The organism is Pseudomonas sp. PDM19 (assembly GCF_014852215.1).
In the GTDB taxonomy this organism is placed as follows: domain Bacteria; phylum Pseudomonadota; class Gammaproteobacteria; order Pseudomonadales; family Pseudomonadaceae; genus Pseudomonas.
Genome location: NZ_JACVBG010000002.1, coordinates 957,613 through 978,408, shown reverse-complemented (window position 1 = coordinate 978,408; position 20,796 = coordinate 957,613). Strand labels below are relative to the sequence as shown.

Annotated in this window: 23 protein-coding genes; 8 read left to right on the top strand and 15 right to left on the bottom strand. The window is 67.3% G+C overall.

Going from position 1 to position 20,796, the window contains the following annotated elements; all coding sequences use genetic code 11:
- Nucleotides 1-53: 53 nt before the first annotated feature.
- Nucleotides 54-1,823 carry an ABC transporter transmembrane domain-containing protein gene (locus IB273_RS12925; RefSeq protein WP_192224216.1) on the bottom strand — a complete coding sequence of 590 codons (1,770 nt, stop codon included), beginning with the start codon at nt 1,821-1,823 and terminating at the stop codon, nt 54-56.
- Nucleotides 1,824-1,980: 157 nt separating this feature from the next.
- Between IB273_RS12925 and IB273_RS12920 the strand changes: the two genes are divergently transcribed.
- The 3 genes from IB273_RS12920 (at nt 1,981) to IB273_RS12910 (ending at nt 4,160) form a co-directional block, all read left to right on the top strand.
- On the top strand, nt 1,981-2,181 hold the full coding sequence (locus IB273_RS12920) for a hypothetical protein (protein ID WP_024765957.1): 201 nt from the start codon (nt 1,981-1,983) through the stop codon (nt 2,179-2,181).
- 206 nt (nt 2,182-2,387) lie between these two features.
- The gene (locus IB273_RS12915; protein ID WP_081519321.1) at nt 2,388-3,485 is read left to right on the top strand and encodes an AI-2E family transporter; all 1,098 of its coding nucleotides are present in this window, start codon (nt 2,388-2,390) and stop codon (nt 3,483-3,485) included.
- Between the two features lie 66 nt (nt 3,486-3,551).
- The gene (locus IB273_RS12910) at nt 3,552-4,160 is read left to right on the top strand and encodes a DUF4893 domain-containing protein (protein ID WP_192224215.1); all 609 of its coding nucleotides are present in this window, start codon (nt 3,552-3,554) and stop codon (nt 4,158-4,160) included.
- Nucleotides 4,161-4,182: 22 nt separating this feature from the next.
- On the opposite strand, the gene IB273_RS12905 is transcribed toward IB273_RS12910, so the two are convergent.
- A complete protein-coding gene (locus IB273_RS12905) occupies nt 4,183-4,806 on the bottom strand; it encodes a hypothetical protein (RefSeq protein WP_151187823.1) in 624 nt (207 codons plus the stop codon).
- 104 nt (nt 4,807-4,910) lie between these two features.
- Between IB273_RS12905 and IB273_RS12900 the strand changes: the two genes are divergently transcribed.
- Nucleotides 4,911-5,633, top strand: a complete 723-nt coding sequence (locus tag IB273_RS12900) for an RNA pseudouridine synthase (protein WP_151187824.1) — start codon at nt 4,911-4,913, stop codon at nt 5,631-5,633.
- Between the two features lie 249 nt (nt 5,634-5,882).
- The gene (locus IB273_RS12895) at nt 5,883-6,149 is read left to right on the top strand and encodes a hypothetical protein (RefSeq protein WP_192224214.1); all 267 of its coding nucleotides are present in this window, start codon (nt 5,883-5,885) and stop codon (nt 6,147-6,149) included.
- A gap of 19 nt (nt 6,150-6,168) precedes the next feature.
- Here the strand turns inward: IB273_RS12895 and IB273_RS12890 are convergent, their stop codons facing one another.
- The 3 genes from IB273_RS12890 to IB273_RS12880 all read right to left on the bottom strand — a co-directional run bounded on the left by IB273_RS12890 (nt 6,169) and on the right by IB273_RS12880 (nt 9,662).
- The gene (locus IB273_RS12890) at nt 6,169-6,993 is read right to left on the bottom strand and encodes an enoyl-CoA hydratase/isomerase family protein (RefSeq protein ID WP_192224213.1); all 825 of its coding nucleotides are present in this window, start codon (nt 6,991-6,993) and stop codon (nt 6,169-6,171) included.
- A gap of 82 nt (nt 6,994-7,075) precedes the next feature.
- Nucleotides 7,076-8,890, bottom strand: a complete 1,815-nt coding sequence (locus IB273_RS12885; RefSeq protein ID WP_192224212.1) for a monovalent cation:proton antiporter-2 (CPA2) family protein — start codon at nt 8,888-8,890, stop codon at nt 7,076-7,078.
- A gap of 58 nt (nt 8,891-8,948) precedes the next feature.
- Complete coding sequence (locus tag IB273_RS12880) at nt 8,949-9,662, bottom strand: biotin/lipoate A/B protein ligase family protein (RefSeq protein ID WP_192209717.1); 714 nt, start codon at nt 9,660-9,662, stop codon at nt 8,949-8,951.
- A 261-nt stretch (nt 9,663-9,923) separates the two neighbouring features.
- On the opposite strand from IB273_RS12880, the gene IB273_RS12875 reads away from it, so the two are divergent.
- Nucleotides 9,924-11,126, top strand: coding sequence for a GGDEF domain-containing protein (locus tag IB273_RS12875; RefSeq protein ID WP_081519313.1), 1,203 nt, complete (start codon nt 9,924-9,926; stop codon nt 11,124-11,126).
- 31 nt (nt 11,127-11,157) lie between these two features.
- Here the strand turns inward: IB273_RS12875 and IB273_RS12870 are convergent, their stop codons facing one another.
- The 10 genes from IB273_RS12870 to ccmA all read right to left on the bottom strand — a co-directional run bounded on the left by IB273_RS12870 (nt 11,158) and on the right by ccmA (nt 18,572).
- Entirely contained in the window at nt 11,158-11,562 is a 405-nt protein-coding gene (locus IB273_RS12870) for a hypothetical protein (protein WP_081519312.1), read from the bottom strand.
- A 23-nt stretch (nt 11,563-11,585) separates the two neighbouring features.
- Nucleotides 11,586-12,797 (bottom strand): c-type cytochrome biogenesis protein CcmI, encoded by a 1,212-nt coding sequence (gene ccmI / locus IB273_RS12865; protein ID WP_192224211.1) that lies wholly within the window; start codon nt 12,795-12,797, stop codon nt 11,586-11,588.
- A complete protein-coding gene (locus IB273_RS12860) occupies nt 12,794-13,264 on the bottom strand; it encodes a cytochrome c-type biogenesis protein (RefSeq protein WP_081519310.1) in 471 nt (156 codons plus the stop codon). Before IB273_RS12860 ends, ccmI begins: the two co-directional genes overlap by 4 nt.
- Nucleotides 13,261-13,803 carry a thiol:disulfide interchange protein DsbE gene (gene dsbE, locus IB273_RS12855; RefSeq protein WP_081519309.1) on the bottom strand — a complete coding sequence of 181 codons (543 nt, stop codon included), beginning with the start codon at nt 13,801-13,803 and terminating at the stop codon, nt 13,261-13,263. The genes IB273_RS12860 and dsbE overlap by 4 nt, the downstream gene beginning before the upstream one ends.
- A gap of 2 nt (nt 13,804-13,805) precedes the next feature.
- Nucleotides 13,806-15,779 carry a heme lyase CcmF/NrfE family subunit gene (locus IB273_RS12850; RefSeq protein ID WP_192224210.1) on the bottom strand — a complete coding sequence of 658 codons (1,974 nt, stop codon included), beginning with the start codon at nt 15,777-15,779 and terminating at the stop codon, nt 13,806-13,808.
- Nucleotide 15,780: 1 nt separating this feature from the next.
- Nucleotides 15,781-16,266 carry a cytochrome c maturation protein CcmE gene (gene ccmE / locus IB273_RS12845; protein ID WP_045212029.1) on the bottom strand — a complete coding sequence of 162 codons (486 nt, stop codon included), beginning with the start codon at nt 16,264-16,266 and terminating at the stop codon, nt 15,781-15,783.
- Nucleotides 16,263-16,439 carry a heme exporter protein CcmD gene (gene ccmD / locus IB273_RS12840; protein WP_081519307.1) on the bottom strand — a complete coding sequence of 59 codons (177 nt, stop codon included), beginning with the start codon at nt 16,437-16,439 and terminating at the stop codon, nt 16,263-16,265. Before ccmD ends, ccmE begins: the two co-directional genes overlap by 4 nt.
- Complete coding sequence (locus IB273_RS12835) at nt 16,436-17,182, bottom strand: heme ABC transporter permease (protein ID WP_088416741.1); 747 nt, start codon at nt 17,180-17,182, stop codon at nt 16,436-16,438. The genes ccmD and IB273_RS12835 overlap by 4 nt, the downstream gene beginning before the upstream one ends.
- Before the next feature lie 65 nt (nt 17,183-17,247).
- Entirely contained in the window at nt 17,248-17,919 is a 672-nt protein-coding gene (gene ccmB, locus IB273_RS12830) for a heme exporter protein CcmB (protein ID WP_017520311.1), read from the bottom strand.
- Nucleotides 17,916-18,572, bottom strand: a complete 657-nt coding sequence (gene ccmA, locus IB273_RS12825) for a cytochrome c biogenesis heme-transporting ATPase CcmA (protein ID WP_192224209.1) — start codon at nt 18,570-18,572, stop codon at nt 17,916-17,918. Before ccmA ends, ccmB begins: the two co-directional genes overlap by 4 nt.
- Before the next feature lie 271 nt (nt 18,573-18,843).
- Here ccmA and IB273_RS12820 point away from each other — a divergent pair, with 271 nt between their 5' ends.
- Nucleotides 18,844-20,454 carry a flagellar hook-length control protein FliK gene (locus IB273_RS12820; protein WP_192224208.1) on the top strand — a complete coding sequence of 537 codons (1,611 nt, stop codon included), beginning with the start codon at nt 18,844-18,846 and terminating at the stop codon, nt 20,452-20,454.
- Nucleotides 20,451-20,792 (top strand): EscU/YscU/HrcU family type III secretion system export apparatus switch protein, encoded by a 342-nt coding sequence (locus IB273_RS12815; RefSeq protein ID WP_081519305.1) that lies wholly within the window; start codon nt 20,451-20,453, stop codon nt 20,790-20,792. The genes IB273_RS12820 and IB273_RS12815 overlap by 4 nt, the downstream gene beginning before the upstream one ends.
- Nucleotides 20,793-20,796 lie beyond the last annotated feature (4 nt).

The window sequence follows — 20,796 nt, the reverse complement described above, 5'->3', positions numbered from 1 at the left end:
GGTTGCCGGATCGGGCGCGCGTCATCGACGCGCATCGCGGGCATGGCCCGCTCCTACAGGTGTTCCGCCTGGCCGAACTGGAGTTCCGCCAGCCGCGCATATAACGGATTGCTGAGCACCAGCTCGGCGTGCCGCCCCAGCGCCACCAGGCGACCGTGCTCGATCACCGCAATGCGGTCGGCATTGAGCACCGTGGCCAGGCGGTGGGCGATCACCAGCGTGGTGCGGTCGCGCATCAGCCCCGGCAGTGCCTGCTGGATCAGGTGTTCGCTCTCGGCATCCAGCGCACTGGTGGCTTCGTCGAGCAACAGGATAGGCGCGTCCACCAGTAACGCACGGGCAATCGCCAGGCGCTGGCGCTGGCCGCCGGACAAGCCCAGGCCGCTCTCGCCCAGGTGCGTCCGGTAGCCCTGCGGCAGGCGCAGGATGAACTCGTGGGCATGGGCCGCGCGGGCGGCGGCCTCGACTTCCGCATCGCTGGCGCCGGGGCGGCCGTAGCGGATGTTCTCCTCCACCGTGCCGAAGAACAGCGCCGGGTTCTGCGACACCAGCGCGAAGCTGCGGCGCAGGTCCGTCGGATCGAGCCGGGCGATGGGCTGGCCGTCGATCAGGATGCGCCCCTGCTGCGGGTCGTAGAAGCGCAGCAACAGGTCGAACAGGGTGGACTTGCCGGCGCCGGACGGTCCGACCAGCGCCAGGGTCTCGCCCGGTTCGACGCGCAGGTCGATGCCATCGATGGCCCACTGCTCCGGGCGCGACGGATAGGCGAAGTGCACGCCCTGCAACTCGATACTGCCGACGATGCGCTCCGGCAGGTGCAGCAGGTCGCTGGTCGGGGCATGGATTTCGCTGCGCGCGCGCAGCAGTTCGGCGATGCGCTCGGCGGCACCGGCCGCGCGCTGCAGCTCGCCGATCACTTCGCTCAACGTGCCGAAGGCCATGCCGACGATCAGGCTGTAGAACACGAAGGCCGCCAGGTCACCGGGGCTGATGCGCCCGGCGATCACGTCCATGCCGCCGACCCAGAGCATCACGCCGACCGCGCCGAGTACCAGCAGGATCACCACGCTGACCAGCCAGGAGCGTTGCATGATGCGCTTGCGCGCGGTGTCGAAGGCGTCCTCCACTGTGCGGCCAAAGCGCGCGCGGTCCTGCGCCTGGTGGTTGTAGGCCTGCACCGTCTTGATCTGGCCGAGGGACTCGCCGACATAGCTGCCGACGTCTGCCACGCGGTCCTGGCTGAGCCGCGACAGGCTGCGCACGCGGCGGCCGAACAGCAGGATCGGCGCGATCACCAGCGGCAGCGAAGCGACCACGATGCTGGTCAGCTTGGCGTTGGTGAAGAACATCAGGATGATCCCGCCCAGCAGCATCAGCACGTTGCGCAGCGCCATGGACAGCGAGGAACCGATCACCGACTGCAGCAGCGTGGTGTCGGCGGTCAGGCGCGACTGGATCTCCGAGGACCGGTTGTTCTCGTAAAAACCGGGGTGCAGTTCGATCAGGTGGTCGAACACGCGCTGGCGGATATCGGCGACGAAGCGCTCGCCGATCCACGACACCAGATAGAAGCGCACGAAGGTGCCCACCGCCAGACACAGCACCAGCAGGAAAAAGATGCCGATGGCGCGGGTGAGCAACTGCTCGGACTGGGTGATGAAGCCCTGGTCCACCAGCAGGCGGATGCCCTGCCCCAGGGACAGGGTGATGGCGGCGGTGAACAGCAGCGCCAGCAAGGCGCCGAGGGCCCGCCAGCGGTAGGGAGCGAGAAACGAACGAGCCAGGCGCAGGGCATTGCGCTGGCGGGACGACAACAGGGACATGGCGGGCTCTGAACGGCCGGAATGGGCAGAGGGTAGCACCGCCGCAGCGCGCCGCGTGAAGGACGATTCAGGCAGAGCAATGGGACCGTTCGTTCCATAACCGCCCCGAAAGGTGCTCGTTTGATGTACAATAGGCGGCCAATTTGCGCAGACAGGTATGGCAGATATGACTACCAAGCCCTCCACCCGCCAGAAAGCAGCCCCCAAGGCCCCCGCCGCTACCGCGACCAGCGAAGCCCTGGAAGCCCAGATCGCGGCCTTCCTGAACTCCGGCGGTGAGATCCAGCAGATCGCCAAGGGCGTGACCGGTCAGAACTACGGCGCACCGAGCCGCCACATCAGCCTCGGCAAGAAGTAATATTCGCAGGCAAGCCTGCCGGCTCCCGGCAGGCTGCCCGCCTCCCCCGCTTCGCCCGTCCTGCGTTCCCCCTCCCTGATACCTCGCTTTACACCAAAGCCTCCGCAATTCCGTCGATCCTGTGTTGCCTGTGCGCCTTGCACTCGGGCAGAGTCCGCCCATAGTCAGGACTTGGCCTATCCCAGGCCACTCGCAAGGAGCACCCCATGCTGCCCTCTCCGGAAAAGCTGCTGTCGCGCAACCTGCTCGATGTGCTGATCCGCGCCGGCCTGATCCTGTTGCTGGCCGTTTTCTGCTTCCGCATCTTCCATCCCTTCCTCGACCTGATGCTCTGGTCGGTGATCCTCGCCATTACCCTCTACCCCATGCACCAGTTGCTCAGCGGCTGGCTGGGCGAGCGCCCGAACAGCGCCGCGAGCCTGATCGTGGTGCTGGGCCTGGTAATCCTGCTGGTGCCGGTGGTGGTGATCGGGTTGTCCATGGCCGATTCGGTGCGCGACCTGGTGCACGCCATCCAGAACCGCACCCTGCAGATCCCGCTGCCGCCGGACTCGGTACAGAACTGGCCGGTGATCGGGCAGTACGTCTATCCCTTCTGGCATCGCGTGGCCACCGACTTCATGGGCGTCGCGCACCAGTTGGCGCCGCACCTGCAGGGCGTGGCGAAGAAGGTCGCCGGGCAGGCGGCGGGCGTCGGCATGGGGCTGATGCAGTTCCTCGCCGCCTTCGTCATCGCCGGGGTGATCATGGCCTACGGCAAGCTGGGCAGCCGTACCGCTTGTGACATTGCCGTACGCATTTCCGGCCCTGACCGTGGCCCGGGCCTGGCCGAGCTGTGCACCGGCACCATCCGTGCGGTGGCCCAGGGCGTGGTGGGCGTGGCCTTCATCCAGACGCTGATCCTCGGCCTGGGCTTCATCGTCATGGGCATCCCCGGCGCCGGCCTGCTGGCTCTGGGTGTGCTGCTGCTGGGCATCACCCAGCTGCCGGTGGTGCTGATCACCCTGCCTGCAGTGGCCTATGTGTTCATGACCAACGATTCGCTGCTGGTGTCCATCCTGTTCACCGTCTGGACGGTGGCCGGCGGGCTCTCCGACAACGTGCTCAAGCCGCTGATGTTCGGCCGCGGCAGCAAGGTGCCGATGGCGGTGATCCTGATCGGCGCCCTGGGCGGCATGCTCAGCAATGGCATCATCGGCCTGTTCGTCGGCCCCGTGGTGCTGGCCCTGGGCTATGAGCTGTTCATGTCCTGGGTCCACGAGCGCGAGGCGCCGGTCGCGCCGCCGGTCGAACCGACGCCCTGATGCCGTAAACCTGACACCCGCCCGTGGCATGAGCTACGGGCATTCACCCGCAATGGAATGCACACGATGTCCAAACGCTGCACCCTCACCGCCGCCCTGCTCGCCACCGGCCTGCTGCTCTCCCCGCTGGCCTTTGCCGAACAGGCCGCCGTCGTCTGGCCGGCGGCGGTCAACGCCGCCGACCAGCAGCGCCTGACCACCCTCGACGCACAGGTCAAGCAACTGCTCGACCAGCTCCAGCAGAGCGAGGACGAAACCACCCGCAACGAAGCGCTGAACCTCTACCGCATCGTGCTGGAAGACCCGGAACCGCTTGCCGACGCCGCCCTCACCGGCAACTGGAAGTGCCGCTCGGTGCAGCTCGAAGCACAAGCGCTGTACGGCTACCCGAACTTCAAGTGCTCGGTGCGGCAGACGCCCAAGGGCCTGTTCCTGGAGAAGACCAGCGGCTCGCAGCGCATCAGCGGCTACCTGCAGCGCCTGGACGACAGGCAGCTGGTGTTCGTCGGCGGCGCTTCGGTGAACGACGACCCGCAGGTCGGCTACAGCGGGTTGGAGCAAGCCGCCGCGCGCGAGTCCGACGTGGTCGGCGTGGTGCGCAATTCGTACGATGGATTCGTGTTGCTGGTGCCCGAACAGCTCGGTGGCTACAACCTGTTCCGCTTCACCCGCTGAGCCCACTCTCGCCAGGAAAGGCTCAGAGCAGCGCCACCATCTCCTTGAGGGTCACCGCCCAGGTCCCCTTCGCATTCAGGTAGCGATAACCGAAGCGCGAACCGTTGGCCTGGGTGGTCAGCACCGCGTTCCAGGCCAGCCCGCGCTGCAGGTCGTGGGCCGGGTCGAGGAGGAAGAAGGCGTCGTCGCTCATGCCCACCGCCAGGCACCAGTGGCGGATGTCACTGTCCTTGCGGCCATGGAAGCCGAGCACCACCGGGATGTTCTCCTCCAGGTGCCGCCGGGTCAGCTCGACCATCCGCGTGCCGTTGCCACGCTCGACGCGGTACTCCTTGTCACTGATGACCTTGAGCAGTTCCAGCAGGTCGGCGCCCGTGGTGCCGACGCGCACCAGCGTCTCGTGCTGGTTCAGCGCCTCCATCAGCCGCCCGTAGCGGGTCCGCGAATCCACCGGCGCCAACCCCTTGGCCTGGCGCCGCGCCAGCTGGTTGCGGGCGAGCATGGCCATCACCAGGCAGTAGGGCCCGCAGGCGCCGTCCATGTCGCCCTGGCGCAGGTGCACCTTCTCGCCACGCCGGTTGGTCAGGCCGCCGGTGCCGTGCTCGTCCAGGTCCCAGCCCAGGCCGTCGATCAGGGTGATCCGCATCGCGCTTCCTCGTTGCTTGGTCTGAGGTTGTGACCGGACACCGCGCGGATCATTCCACCGGCTTGCGGTTACAATGAACGCTTTCCCCTGCCTGGTTACCCGAAATGTCCGAAGCCATCCGCCTGTCCAAGCGTCTCGCCGAGCTGCTGCCCTGTTCGCGCCGCGACGCCGAGCTGTACATCGAGGGTGGCTGGGTCACGGTCGACGGCCAGCGCGTGGAGGAACCGCAGTTCAAGGTCGATACCCAGCGCATCGAACTGCTGCCGGGCGCCTCTCCCGACCCAATTCCGCCGGTGACCATCCTCGTGCACAAGCCGGTCGGCCTGGGCAGCGGCAACGGCGCCAACTCCGCCCAGCAACTGCTGACGCCGGACAAGCGCTGGACCGAAGACAACCTGCAACAGCGCCTGCTGCGCAAGCACTTCGGCCACCAGTTCAACACCACCGTGCTGGAGACCGACGCCAGCGGCCTGCTGGTCTACACCCAGAGCCGCGGCGTGCAGCGCCGGCTGGTGGACGAGGCGGACAACATCGAGCACGAGTACGTGGTCGAGGTCAGCGGGCAGATCGCCGACAACGGCCTGAAGCGCCTCTGCCGCGGCATGCTGATCGACGGCCGCGAACTGCCGCCGCTGAAGGTCAGCTGGCAGAGCGAGACCCGCCTGCGCTTCGCCGGCAAGCAGTTCCGCCCCGGCCAGATCGCCGCCATGTGCCGCGCGGTCGGCCTGCACGCCGTGTCGATCCGCCGCCTGCGCCTGGGCGGCGTGGCCATGGGCAAGCTGCCCGTCGGCCAGTGGCGTTTCCTGCAGCCGGGCGAGAAGTTCTGACCGTCTACCCGACCAAGGTCGCGGGCGCCCGCGGATAACCAGGGCGCCCCTCTAATCCGCGGCTTACAGCCGCTATCGATAACGTCGATAGTCACCAGTCGACGCATTCAGTTCTCTTGATAGTCCGCGCGCGGCATCTTTGCCCCATCAACTCGCTGGCAGGAGATTCGCCGGCCCCGCAGTCGGGCCGCAGGGGCGAACAGGCTACTCGCGAGACGCCCCCAAACGGATCGTCAAGAGGACACCACCATGCAAGTCATTCTCGATTTCCTGCTGCTCATTGGCTCCCTGGTGGAGCTGCTGCTGTACGTCGCTCTGGCCAGCGTCGTACTCGCTACCACGCTGCTGGCCGGTGGCATCGCCGTGCTGACCCTGCGTTCGCCGGGCTCGGCCGTGATGATCCCCGACCGCCGTCCCTCGGTCAGCCGCCAGCCGCGTCCGGCGGTGAAGCATCAGCTGGTCCGCCCCGTACTGGTCGCCGTAGCGAACGAACCGATCCTGGCGAAAACCGCGTGAAGCCGTCCTCGCCAGCGATTCAGCCCGGGTAGCGCCCGAGTGCGGCCCCCAGGTCGCGCTCAAGATCCCCGTCCTGCTGGCCGCCGTTGTCCATCATCCAGCGCACCCGCTCCAGCGTTTCCGGCGCCGACATTTCACCGACGAAGCGCTGCGACTCCTCCACCAACGCCGTCTGATCCGCCGCCGTCACCTGCTCCACCAGCGCCTTCACATGGGCGATGCCCGCCGCCGGGAAGGCCGCAATGCGTCGCGCCAGGGCCTCGCAGAACCCCTCCAGCTCCGCGTCCGCCAGGGCCCGGTTGATCCAGCCGTAGCGCTCTGCCGTATCCGCATCGAAATCCTCGCCGCCCAGGCAGACCTCCAGCGCCCTGCCCCGCCCCAGCATTTGCGCAAGGCGCACCGTGCCGCCCGCACCGGGCAGCAGACCGACCGCCACTTCCGGCTGGCCGAGCAGCGCCCGCTCGCGGGAGGCGAAGCGCATGTCCAGCGCCAGGAGGAATTCGCTGCCGGCGCCCCGCGCGCGGCCGCGCAGTTCGCCGATGGTCACCTGCGGCAGCCGGCTGAAGCGGCTGAACAGCGCACTGAGCGGGCTGGCCATGCCGGCCGGCAGCTTCATCGGCGGCGCGTCCAGCTGGCTGCCGAGGTCGTAGTGGGCAAGGAAGAAATCCGGGTTGGCGCTGCGCAGCAGCACCACGCGGGTATCGCTGTCTCGCTCCAGCTCATCGGCCAGGTGCAGCAGGTCGATGACCATGGCGCGGTCGACCAGGTTGATCGGCGGGTGGCAGAAGCTCACCACGGCAACGCCGTCGCGGTCTTCACGGGTGAAAGTGCGGTAGTTGCTCATCGATGGGCCTCCATTGCGAAGGCCCGAGGATGCGCCGGGGCGCGCGTGGCGCCCCAGCACTATCGATGCGCGGAATGGCCGGTCAGTGGTGGCCGATGCCCTGGTCTTCCAGGTGGTCGGCCTCGAACAGGGTTTCCAGCTCCTTGCGCGCCTCGCGGGCGGTCTGGATCACCGCGGTTTCGTCGTCGTAGACCCGGTACTGTGCCATCAGCACCGCTTCGTCGTGGCGCTTGAAGCGGCGGATGCGCGCGGCGACCTGTTCCTCGGTCAGGCCCAGGCCGGTAAGCAGCAGGCGGCTCATCTCCAGGCTCGAGTGGAAGGTCTCGCGCACCGGCGTCGCATCGGCGTCCAGCAGGTGGTAGACGTGCTGGCGGTTGCGGGCCCGGCCGATAACTTTCAGGTGCGGGTAGAGCTTGCGCACCAGGCGCGCGGTCTCGATGTTGGTCTGCGGATCGTCGGTGGCGACGACGAAGAACTCGGCCTTCTCCACCTGGGCGGCGCGGAGGATTTCCGGGCGCAGCGGGTCGCCATAGAAGATCGGGATATTGCCGTAGCTGCGGGTCAGCTCGATGGTGTCCACCGAGGTATCCAGTGCGACGAAGGGCACGCCCTGGGCGCGCATGATACGGGCAACCACCTGGCCCATCCGGCCCATGCCGGCAATCACCACGCGCGGCGCATCATCCGGCAGTTGGCGGTATTCAGGCGGCGGCTCGCGCAGCACGGCGGGCTTGGGTTTGATGCTGCGCGCCAGGGCCAGCACCAGCAGTGGCGTCATCGCCATGGACAGGGTGATGCACAGCACCAGCAGCGAGTGCAGCTTGCCGTCCATCAGCCCCTGGGCCAGGGCCAGCTTGAACACCACGAAGGCGAACTCGCCACCGGCGCCCAGCAGCACGCCCAGGCGGATCGCCGAGACCTTGTCCAACCCGCCGGCCAGACGGCCGATGAGGAACAGCAGCGGCAGCTTGATGCCCACCAGCAGCAGGGTCAGGCCGAGCACCACCAGCGGCTCGCTCCTGAGCAGGCCGAGGTCCGCGCTCATGCCCACGCTGATGAAGAACAGGCCGAGCAGCAGGCCCTTGAAGGGTTCGATCTGTGCTTCCAGTTCGTGGCGGTACTCCGAGTCCGCCAGCAGCAGGCCGGCGAGGAAGGCGCCCAGGCCCATGGACACACCGGCCCACTCCATCAGCCAGGCGGTGCCGACCACCACCAGCAGGGCGGTAGCGGTGGACAGGTCAGCCTGACCGGTGCGGGCCACCGAGCGGAACACCGGGCGCAGCAGGAAGCGACCGCCGATCACCACCACGGCGATGCTGCCGACCACTTCCATGACGTGAGCCAGGTCACCGCCCGGCGCCGCCGAATCGGCGCGCGCGCCCAGCAGCGGGATCATGGCGATCAGCGGAATCGCGGCAATGTCCTGGAACAGCAGGATGGCAAAGCCGAGGCGGCCGTAGGGGCTGTTCAGCTCCTTGCGCTCCGCGAGAATCTGCAGGCCGAAGGCGGTAGACGACAGCGCCAGGCCGCCGCCCAGCACCACGGAAGTACTCACCGGCATGTCGAAAGCCAGCACCGCTACGCTGCCAATGGCCAGCGCGGTGAGCAGCACCTGCGCCAGGCCGACGCCGAACACCTGTTTGCGCATCACCCACAGGCGTTTGGGCGAAAGCTCCAGGCCGATGATGAAGAGCAGCAGCACCACGCCCAGTTCGGACAGGCTGGCGACGCTTTCGGGGTTGTCGATCAGCCCCAGCAGTGACGGGCCGATGAACACCCCGGCGAGCAGGTAGCCGAGCACGGCGCCCAGTTGCAGGCGCTTGGCCAGCGGCACCATGAACACCGCCGCGAGCAGGAAGACCACTGCCGACTGCAGGTAATTCGTCCCATGTTCCATCTATCAAGACTCCTTGGAAGGGTTGGGGCGAAGCGAAGATCCACCCACGTCGTTCATCTCATACATCCAGCGCCACGCCCTCGGCCAGCAGGTGCCGCTGGAACTGCCCGGCCAGGGCGTCCACCTGGTCCCAGGGCTGCTCGTAGCGCTCGTCCAGCGCGACATGGCTGCCGGCGCGCACACGGGCATCGAGCCCGCAGTGCTCGTAGAAGGCGTTCACCGCGGCCACCATCGGCTCGCGCTGGTTCTCCATCAGGATGGCGCCGTGAGCCAGCACCACGTAGCGCCCGTCGCTGGGCCGGCGGCGCCAGCGCTGGGCGGTACCCACCAGCTTGCGCCCGCCCAGGTTGACGTTGTAGCGGCCATCGCAGAAAGCGCCTTCCACTTCCCCCAGGCCCGGATCGAGGCCCAAGGCCGCCAGCCAGTCGCACAGCGGCTGGCACAGACGCAGGTAGGCGGTCTCGATGCGCGTCTGCTCGTTGTCGCCCGGCGGGATCGCATAGACCAGCGCGACGTTGAGCACCCCGGCGGACTGCGGCACCGGCTCGCCGCCGGTATCACGCAGGGCGATCGGCCAGCCCAGCCCGGCGCAGGCGGCCTCGGCGGCGGCAAAGCCTTCCAGGCGGCTCAGCCGGCGCGGCATCACCAGGGACTGTTCCAGCGGGCTCCAGAACAGCAGGCCGCTGTCGCGCTCACCGGCGAAGGTGGCGTCGAGCAGTGCGCGCTCGGCATCCAGGCCCTGTTGCGCCGACAGTCGTTGCACTCTATTCATGACAGCGCACCTGGATTCATCACAGCGTCCTGGGGGTTCATGGCAGCGTCCTTGGGTAAACCGGGTTGCGGACTATGCCCGCCGAGGGCTTATCCGACAATGTTCCAAGCCAATTTGTTGCCACGCTCGGAAATTTCAGCGTAGCGGGCTGTGACTGCGCCGGTGTCGCGCCAAGTCACGTCGATTTCAATCCACACCACAGCGAGGCGGAGCTGCGTCTATCCTGCTAGTGGCCGGCACTTGCGCAGGAGGCCAGAGCCCGTGTCCAGGACGTTGCTTCAGCGTCTGCACCACGCCATTGCCGTCAACGACGCGCTGGCGCTGCCGATCGCCCGGGAAAACCTGCGGCGCCTGTACTTCTCCGCCCTGCTGGCGGTGCCTTTCGACTTGATCCACATCCTGGTATTCCGCCTCAATCTGCAGGGTTCAAGCGCTGAGTACGACGGCTGGCGGGTGGACATCATCCGCGTCCACGCCGTGGTCGCCGTGCTCTTCACCCTCCTCGGCCTGCTCGCCTGGCTGGCTGCGCCACCGCGCCGCAGCGCATCGTTGCGCTACATGCAGACCCTCACCGTGCTCGGCAGCATCCTGGTGCTGGGGTTCGGCATCGCCATCACCGGTGCCGACCAGCAGGTCACCAGCAGCATCACGCCCTTCCTCATGTCCTCCGTGGCCACCGCCCTGCTGATCCTGCTGCGCCCGAGCCTGGCCGTCGTCCTCTATATCCTCGCCCTGGCCGCCTTCGAGGTGACCATGGTCCTGACGCAGGCCAGCCCGCAGTTGCGCCTGTCGAACCAGATGGGCGGGCTGACCATCTGCGGCATCGGCCTGGTGCTGTCGTTCATCCTCTGGCACGGCCATGTGCGCAACCTGCGCCAGCGCGAGTTCCTCCGCCAGCAAAGGCTGGAACTGGAGGAAAAGAACCGCCAGCTGGAATACCTCGCCGGGCACGATCCGCTGACCGGGTTGTTCAACCGCCGCCAGTTCGACCAACTGGTGGGCATGGAGCTCTCGCGAGCTGCCCGTCAGCCCGCACCGATCAGCCTGCTCATGGTGGACCTGGATCATTTCAAGTTCATCAACGACCGCTACGGCCACCCGCTGGGCGACGAGGTCATCCGCCACACCGCCAGCCTGCTGAGGAACTACACCCGCACCGGCGACAGCGTGGCGCGCCTGGGCGGCGAGGAATTCCTGCTGCTGCTGCCCGACACCTCGCAGCCGCAGGCACGGGTGATCGCCGAGAAGGTGCGCCGGCTGCTGGAGGAAACCCCGCTGCCGATGAAGGACGGCCTGCTCTACCTCACCGCGAGCTTCGGCATCGCCTGCCTGGAGGCCGGCATTCCGGGCACCTATGAGGGGCTCTACGCGGCGGCGGACAAGGCGCTGTACAAGGCCAAGGCGAGCGGACGCAATCGGGTGGAGGTGATAGAGCTGGGGACGGAGATGGGGACGTTCGATTGAGCGCCCAGGCTCCCTGCTATCCGGGTGCGCCCTATTGGGCGTATTTACGCGTCAGCCCCGGCGGTACGCCGCTGCTGTCGGTCTCGGTCCAGGGGCCTTGCGGGCCGACGCCCCAGTACCAGCCGCTGTCCCAGTGGTAGTAGGTGCGCTGGCGGTAGTAGAGGTCCTTCTGGCCCTGGATCACGTAGACGCCGAGGCTGGCGTCCCAGCGGCCCTTGCCGCCGGGCGGCGGGGCGAACTGGGTCGGGCGCTTGGCGGCCGGCGCAGCACTGGGCTGCGGGGTGATCGGCGAGCTGGAAGTCTTGGCCGGCGGGATCGGCTTGCTCGGTTGCGAGGGCGGCGGAATCTGCGAAGGCGGCTGCTCCGGCTGCTGCGGTTGCACCACGCAACCACCCAGTACCAGCATGGCGCCCAGCGCCAGCAATCTGCCCTTCATCGCTCAACCCTCTCTTGTCGTGATTACTTCTGATCCGGGCTGTCGATTGTCACGCTCTGCTCGCCCGCCTGGGAAGTAGACAACGAAGCACTTCGTCCGATCCATTCCCCGGCAGTAGCGTTGCCCGCGCGGGAGATGCGCGCGACCAGTTGCACCTGCGGATGCTGGGAGAGCTTGAGCTGCGGCATCATCGCGTCGGCGTCGCTCAGCGACACCTCGCTGGGCAGGTCGGAGACCTTCAGGCGCTTCACTGCCAGCGGCATCGGCGGGCCGCTCACGGCACGGGCGAAGACGAACACGCTGTCGTCCGGCTTGACCTGGCCCTTCACGGCGTCGGTCAGGTCGACCTTCACCTTCAGGGTCACGCCAGCGGTAGCGGCAGCAACCGGGGCTTCGGGCGGAGTCTGGCCCTTCTCGACCATCCGCTGGCGGGCGCGCTCGATGCCACCGGCGATGGCGTCGCGGGACGGATCGTCCTGTGGCAGCACGGTGACCAGACGGCCCCAGTAGTCGATGGCGTCGGCGTACTTCTCGTCCTCGAACGCGGCGATGCCGAGCAGGCCGAGGGTGGTGACTTCCTGCGGGTCCTTCTTCAACGCTTCGTCGGCGAGGTCGCGGACCTGCTGACTGAGCGCCTTGTCACCGGCGAAGTACAACGCCTGCGCCCATTGGCCGAGCACTTCCGGCTGGCGGCCGGAGAGGCGCGCGGCCTGCTCGAAGGCCTTGGCGGCGTCGGCGGCGCGATTCTGGGTCATGTAGGCGCGGCCGAGGAAGTACCAGCCTTCAGCGGAGTCCGGCTGAGCCTTGAGCGAGCGCTCCAGACGCGAGGTCATCTCTTCCATGGACTTGGGCGCGGTAGCGAATTCGCGAGCCAGCTCGACCTTGTCACTGGCCCCCCAGTGCAGGTAGAGGCCCAGCGCGAGGAACGGCAGGACCAGCGCCACCACCAGCGGCGCGGCGCGGCCGAGACGGGAGCGGCGATCATCGCCGGCGCCTTCGGTGTCGGAAAGCAACTCGCGAGCCGCTTCGGCGCGGCCGGCTTCGAACTGCGCGGCGTCGAGGGTGCCGGCATCACGCTGGGAACCCAGCTCGGCCAGACGCTCCTGGTACAGGGCGACGTTGAGGGCGGTGCGGTCTTCCTCAGCCTGGGCCTTGCGGCCGCGCAGCAGAGGGACGAGGAGGAATGCCAGGGCCACCAGCAACAGCAGGCCGGCGGCGAGCCAGAAATCGATCATTTGTCTTGGTTATCCAGCAATTGGTCGAGACGCGCCTGCTCCTCGGCGGACAGCGTGGTGGAGGTGGCAGCGGCCGGGCGCCGACGGCGCGCGACGATGGCGCCGATGACGATCACGCCCAGGCCCAGCAACGCGGCGGGGCCGAACCAGAGCAGCCAGGTGCGCTCGCTGACTTCAGGCTTGTAGCGCACGAACTCGCCGTAGCGGTCGACCATGTAGTCGACGATCTGCTGGTTGCTCTTGCCGGCCGCCATCTGGGTGTAGATCTGCTTGCGCAGATCGGCGGCGATCGGCGCGTTGGAGTCGGCGATGTCCTGGTTCTGGCACTTGGGGCAGCGCAGCTCGGTGGTCAGTTCGCGGAAGCGCGCACGCTCGGCGTCGTTGGCGAACTCGTAGGTGTCGATGGCGGCGTGGGCGATGCCGGTCAGGCAAAGCCCGAGCGCGGCGGCGGCGAGAAGTCGCTTCATTTGCCCTCCGCTTCGTCGACCAGACCCTGGTAGATCGGCGCCAGCTGTTCACGCCAGACCTTCTCGTCGACGGCGCCGACCAGCTTGTGGCGGATGATGCCGTCCTTGTCGATGATGTAGGTCTCCGGCGCGCCGTAGACGCCCAGGTCGAGACCCAGGGTGCCCTGCACGTCGGCGATGTTCATCAGGTAGGGGTTGTGCAGCTCCTTGAGCCACTTCTGCGCCGCGGCGCCGTCGTCCTTGTAGTTGATGCCGTAGATCACCACGCCCTTGGCGGCCAGATCGGTGAGCACCGGGTGCTCGAAGCGGCAGGTCGGGCACCAGGTGCCCCAGACGTTGACCAGCGCCGGCTTGCCCTTGAGGTCGGCCTCGGTGTAGGTCTTGCCCGGCTCGGTGACGCTGGGCAGGGAGAACGCCGGGAACGGCTTGCCGATCAGCGCCGAGGGCAGCTCGCTGGGGTCGAGCCAGAGGCCACGGAAGAGGAATACCGCGACGACCAGGAAGATCGCCAGGGGCAACAGCAGGATCGCACGCTTCACACTCAGGCTCCCTGTCCGGCGAGGCCCAGGGCCTCGCGTACACGCGTTTTCACTTTCAGGCGGTAGCGACGGTCCAGCGCCGCCAGCACGCCACCCAGGGCCATCAGCAGGCCGCCGAGCCAGATGAAGCGCACGAAAGGTTTGATGTGCACACGCACGGCCCAGGCGCCGTTGTCCAGCGGCTCACCCAGGGCGACGTAGAGGTCGCGGGTCAGGCTGCCGTGGATGCCGGCCTCGGTCATCATCGAGTTCTGCACGCTGTACAGGCGTTTCTCCGGGTGCAGCACGGCCACTTCGGAACCGTTGCGGGTCACGCGGATAGTGCCCTTGTCGGAGGTGAAGTTCGGCCCTTCGAAGTGGTGGGTGCCCTCGAAGCGGAACTGGTAACCGGCCAGCTCCACCGACTCGCCCGGCGCCATGCGCAGGTCGCGCTGGGCACTGAACTGGCTGGTGAGCACCACGCCGATGGCGCAGATGGCGATACCGAAGTGCGCCAGCTGCATGCCCCAGTAGCTGCGGTTCAGGCCCGCGGCACCGGCGATCACGCCCTTGTGACGGACCTTGTCGAAGAAGTCGCGCAGACCGGCCAGTACGACCCAGGCGGCCAGCATGAACACGGTCAGTACTTCCCAGTGCAGCTCGCCATACAGGAAGCTGCCGACACCGCCGAGCACCACGGTGCCGATCAGCACCGGGGTAAGCATGTTGCGCAGCCAGCGGGTCGGGGTGTCCTTCCAGCGCACCAGCACGCCAACCGCCAGGGCCAGCATGAGGATGGCAATCAGCGGCACGAACAGCGCATTGAAGTACGGCGGGCCGACCGACAGCTTGGCGCCGCTGATGGCGTCGAGCACCAGCGGGTAGAGGGTGCCCAGCAGGATCATCGAGGCGGTGACCACCAGGATCAGGTTGTTCAGCAGCAGCAGGGTCTCGCGGGACCACAGGGCGAAGCCGACCTGGCTCTTGACCACCGGTGCGCGCAGGGCGAACAGCGTCAGTGAGCCGCCGACCACCACCAGCAGGAAGGCGAGGATGAACACGCCGCGCTCGGGGTCCGAGGCAAAGGCGTGCACCGAAGTCAGCACGCCGGAGCGGACCAGGAAGGTGCCCAGCAGGCTCAGCGAGAAGGCCGCGATCGCCAGCAGCACGGTCCAGCTCTTGAACACGCCGCGCTTCTCGGTCACTGCCAGCGAGTGGATCAGCGCAGTGCCCACCAGCCAGGGCATGAACGAGGCGTTTTCCACCGGGTCCCAGAACCACCAGCCGCCCCAGCCCAGTTCATAGTAGGCCCACCAGGAGCCGAGCACGATGCCGACGCCGAGGAAGGTCCAGGCCACCAGGGTCCACGGCCGCGACCAGCGCGCCCAGGCGGCATCGAGACGGCCGCCGAGCAGTGCGGCGATGGCAAAGGCGAAGGCCACCGAGAAGCCCACGTAGCCCATGTAGAGCATCGGCGGGTGGAAGATCAGGCCCGGGTCCTGCAGCAGCGGGTTGAGGTCGTTACCGTCGGCCGGCACCTGCGGCAGCAGGCGGCTGAAGGGGTTGGAGGTGATGATCAGGAAAAGCAGGAAGCCGGTGCTGATCATGCCCATCACGGCCAGCACGCGGGCCAGCATCACTTCCGGCAACTGGCGGGAGAACACCGACACGGCGAAGGTCCAGCCGCCGAGGATCAGCGCCCAGAGCAGCAGCGAGCCTTCGTGGGCGCCCCACACGGCGCTGAACTTGTAGAACCAGGGCAGCGCGCTGTTGGAGTTGCTGGCGACGTAGGCCACCGAGAAATCATCGTGGAGGAAGGCCCAGGTCAGGCAGCCGAAGGAGAACAGCAGGAAGGCGAACTGCCCCCAGGCTGCCGGGCGCGCCAGACTCATCCACTGGCGATCGCCGCGCCAGGCACCGACCAGCGGGAAGAACGACATCACCAGCGCCATGCACAGCGCGAGGATCAGCGAGAGGTGACCGAGTTCGGGAACCATGTCAGTTGCTCCCCTGTTGCGGCGCGGCGTTGCCGCTCTGGCTGGCTTCGTAGTGCTCCAGCTTGCCGCTGTCCTTGAGCGCCTTGGTGACTTCCGGCGGCATGTACTTCTCGTCGTGCTTGGCCAGGACTTCATCGGCGGTCAGCACGCCGGCTTCGTTGATCTTGCCCAGGGCGACGATGCCCTGTCCTTCGCGGAACAGGTCCGGGAGGATGCCGCGGTATTTCACCGTCACTTCCTTGGCGAAGTCGGTGACCACGAACTCCACGTCCAGCGAATCCGCCGAACGTTTGAGCGAGCCCTTCTCCACCATGCCGCCGGCGCGGATGCGCGTGTCGTGCGGAGCTTCGCCGTTGGCGATCTGGGTCGGGGTGTAGAACAGGTTGATGTTTTCCTGCAGGGCCGACAGCGCCAGGCTGACGGCGACGCCAACGCCGGCGACGATGGCGAGGACGATGTACAGACGCTTCTTGCGGACCGGATTCACTTGCTGGCCTCCCGGCGCAGACGACGCGCCTCTTCTTGCAGGTAACGCCGGCGCGCCACGATCGGCGAGACGACGTTGATCGCCAGGACCACCAGGCAGATGGCGTAGGCGGACCACACGTAAGGGCCATGGTGACCCATGGCGAGGAAATCGGAAAAGGACTCGAAACTCATAGCGCGCGCTCCACCTCGGCCTTGACCCAGCTCGCGCGGGCTTCGCGCTTGAGCACTTCCAGGCGCATGCGCATCATCAGCACCACGGCGAAGAAGCAGTAGAAGCCGGCGACCATCATCAGCAGCGGAATCCACATCTCCGGCGGCATCGGCGGCTTTTCAGTCAGGGTGAAGGTGGCCGGCTGGTGCAGGGTGTTCCACCAGTCCACCGAGTACTTGATGATCGGGATGTTCACCACGCCGACGATGGCCAGTACGGCGCAGGCCTTGGCCGCGCTGTCGCGGTTGGTGATGGCCTGGCCCAGGGCGATGATGCCGAAATAGAGGAACAGCAGGATCAGCATCGAGGTCAGGCGCGCGTCCCAGACCCACCAGGCGCCCCAGGTCGGCTTGCCCCAGATGGCACCGGTGACCAGCGCGACGAAGGTCATCCAGGCGCCAATCGGCGCGGCGCACTGCACGGCGACGTCGGCGATCTTCATCTTCCAGATCAGCCCGACCGCGCCGGCCACGGCCAGCATCACGTAGCAGGACTGGGCGAGGAACGCCGCCGGCACGTGGATGTAGATGATGCGGAAGCTGTTGCCCTGCTGGTAATCCGGCGGCGCGAAGGCCAGGCCCCAGACGGTGCCGGCAACCATCAGCAGGATCGCGGCGACCGCGAACCAGGGCATCCAGCGTCCGCTGATCTCGTAGAACCACTTGGGCGAGCCAAGCTTGTGAAACCAAGTCCAGTTCATCATCAGGCTCTGTAATTCAAAGCTCTAGTCTGCCGCCGGTGCCGCTTCCCAGCCCGGCGATCGTTCGTTCACTCGCCGACGCTGATCTTCAGCCCGGCGGCGATGGCAAAGGGCGTCAGCGTCAATGCTAACGCCGTCAGGCTGGCCAGCCACAGCAGGTGCCCGGCGGTGGGCAGCCCCTGCAGCGACGCCTGCAGCGCTCCGCTGCCCAGGATCAGCACCGGAATGTAAAGCGGCAGGATCAGCAGGGCCAGCAACAGGCCGCCGCGCTTGAGACCCACAGTGAGCGCCGCGCCCACGGCGCCCAGCAGGCTCAGGATCGGTGTCCCCAGCAGCAGCGACAGCAGCAGGTCCGGCAGGCAGCGCGCCGGCAGGCCCAGCATCAGGGCGAACAGCGGCGACAGCAGCACCAGGGCCAGCCCTGAAACCAGCCAGTGTGCCAGCACTTTGGCCAGGACCAGTAGTGGCAGGGGGTGCGGCGAAAGGACCCACTGTTCCAAAGAACCATCTTCGAAATCGCTGCGGAACAGGCCGTCCAGCGACAGCAGCACCGCCAGCAATGCCGCGACCCAGACCAGCCCTGGCGAGAGATTCTTCAGCATTTCCGATTCGGGACCGACCGCCAGCGGGAACAGCGCGATGACGATGGCGAAGAACACCAAAGGATTAGCCAGCTCCGCCGGACGACGGAACAGCAGGCGCGCTTCGCGGGCGAGCAACAGGGTGAAGACGTTGCTCATCGCGCCGCGACCTCCCGTGCGTGCTGGCCCAGATCGAGGGCGCGGTAGCCTTGCGGCATGCGCTCCAGGCTGTGGTGGGTGGTCAGCACAACCAGTCCACCGCGCTCGCAATGGCCGGCCAGGTGTTCTTCCAGCTGCGCCACGCCCTGCTTGTCCAGGGCGGTGAAGGGTTCATCGAGGATCCACAGCGGCGGCGCGTCCAGATACAGGCGCGCCAGGGCCACGCGACGCTGCTGGCCGGCGGACAGGGTATGGCAGGGAACGTCCTCGAAGCCGCGCAGGCCGACCGCTTCCAGCGCCTGCCAGATGGCATCGCGGTTGGCCGGCTGGTGCAGGGCACAGAGCCAGGCGAGATTCTCTTCGGCGGTGAGCAGGCCCTTGATGCCAGCCGCGTGGCCGATCCACAGCAGCTGACGGGCCAGTTCATGGCGTTGTTCGGTGAGTGGCTTGCCGTTGAGCAGCACATCACCGGCGGTAGGCTGCATCAACCCGCTGAGCAGGCGCAGCAGGCTGGTCTTGCCGCTACCGTTGGGGCCGACGATCTGTAGCATTTCGCCCGCGCCGAGTCGCAGATCGAGACGCTCGAACAGCATGCGCCAGTCCCGCTCGCAGGCGAGCGCCACGGTTTCGAGGAGGGGATGGGTCAAGGGCATCGGCAACCGTCGGGCAGAAAACAGTCAGTAGTGCAAAAACGCGGCCATACCACGCGGGCCGCCAAGCACGGCCTCGGGCGGCGCATTATACACAGCGGTTCCTACACCCGACGTCAGGTTTTTCGACAGGGTGTAACGTCAAATCAGCGCACCTTGAGCTGCGTCCATGCGCAACCACCGCCCTGCCCTCCTGCCGCCGGACGGTCTAAAGTGCGCGCAATGGCCGCCGATACACTGGGCGCAACCCCGTCACGCCGCCTGCAGGTCCCCGATGCCGAGTGAAATTGGCGCTTCCCGTCCGCTACCGCCTACCCCGCCGCTACGCAGCACGCAAAGCGCGGCCGAGCTGACGCTCAAGCTCGCGCAGAGTCTCGGCGATCTGCTGCCGCCGGGAGACAAGGCCCACGCAGAAGTACTGGCAGTGCGCGACGGACAGGTGAATTTTCAGCTGCTGCTGCGCCTGACCATGGCCAGCGGGCAGCAGGCGTTGGTGGTGGCGGAGAGCCCTCAGGCGCTGCCCAAGGGCAGCACCCTGCAGCTGTCGACGCTGAACCAGACCAGCCTCGCCGCCACCCTGCTGACGCAACCGAGCCTCAGCACCCTCGGCATGAGTGGGGCCAGCCAGGCGCCACTGGGCAGTCTCGATCTCGACGTGCTGCCGGTGGGCACGCTGATCCAGGGCAAGGTGGACGCCAGCCAGCTGATCGCCCTCGGCAAGGCTGAGCAGGTGGTCTACAAGGTGTTGGTGACGTTGCTCAATACACCGCTGGCCGGGCGCCAGCTGAGCATCGAATCGCCCAACCCGCTCCCCCTCAACAGCCTGCTCAGCGCCCGCGTGCAGGACCAGCAGGCCCTGCAGTTCCTGCCGATGAACGCCCGCCTGGACCAGCTCGACCTGAGCCTGCAGCTCGACGCCCAGCAGAACCGCCAGGGCCCGCTGGATAACCTGTTCAAGGCGCTGCAGGGTGCCGGCAGCAATCCGGACATGAGCCCGGAGCTGCGCCAGTCGGTGGACAAGCTGCTCGGCGCCCTGCCGGACATCCGCCAGCTCAGTGATGCCAAGGGCGTCGCCCAGGCCTTCCAGCAAAGCGGTGCGTTCCTCGAAGGACAGCTGCTGCGCGGCGTAGAGGGTTTGCCCCAGGACCTCAAGGCCAACCTGCTGCGGCTGATTGCCCAGATACTGCCAACCGTCCAGGGTGGTACGGCGGCCGCGGTGCTGGGCAACCTGCCGGGCAGTGCCCTGGCCGGTGCCAACAATCTGGCACAGGCCATGCCGGCGTTCGTCCGCAATGCGCTGGGCGTGATCGGCCAGACCAGTGGGCGCACACCGCCACCGGTCAGCTTCCCGCTCCCCAGCCGGCTGGCCAATGAACTGGAAGAAGAAGGCGACCTCGAGTCGCTGCTCAAGCTGGCCGCCGCTGCCGTTTCCCGCCTGCAGACCCACCAGCTGGGCAGCCTGGCGCAGAGCGACGTGCTGCCTGACGGCACGGTATTGAACACCTGGCAGCTGGAGATTCCCCTGCGCCATCAACAGCAGATGGTGCCGATCCAGGTGCGTATCCAGCAGGAAGAAAAAGACAGCCCGGCGAGCGAGCGCGAGCAGCAGCCGCGGGAAATGCTCTGGCGCGTCGATCTGGCCTTCGACCTGGACAGCCTCGGCCCGCTGCAGGTCCAGGCCACCCTGGCCCACGGCAGCATCGGCACCCAGCTGTGGGCCGAGCGCGCCGCCACCGCCAGCCTGATCGATGGCGAACTGGGCACCCTGCGCCAGCGCCTGAACGACGCCGGACTCAGTGTGGGCGAGCTGAGTTGCCGCCTGGGCAAGCCGCCCCAGGGCGCGCGCACGGCGGTGGAACAACGCTGGGTGGACGAGACTGCATGAAGAAATCCAGGAAAGCGCCGCGCCAGGCCATTGCCCTCAACTATGACGGGCAGAGCGCACCGACGCTCACCGCCAAGGGCGACGATGAACTGGCGGAGACCATCCTCGCCATCGCCCGCCACCACGAGGTGCCGATCTACGAGAACGGCGAGCTGGTGCGTTTGCTGGCGCGCCTGGAGCTGGGCGATGCGATTCCCGAGGCGCTGTACCGTACCATCGCGGAAATCATCGCCTTCGCCTGGTACCTCAAGGGCAAGAGCCCGCTTAACGATAAGCCAGGGGCGCCGCCGGACGCGATGCCGCTGTTGCTGGAAGGGCCGGACTCTCGTCGCCGGTGAGCCT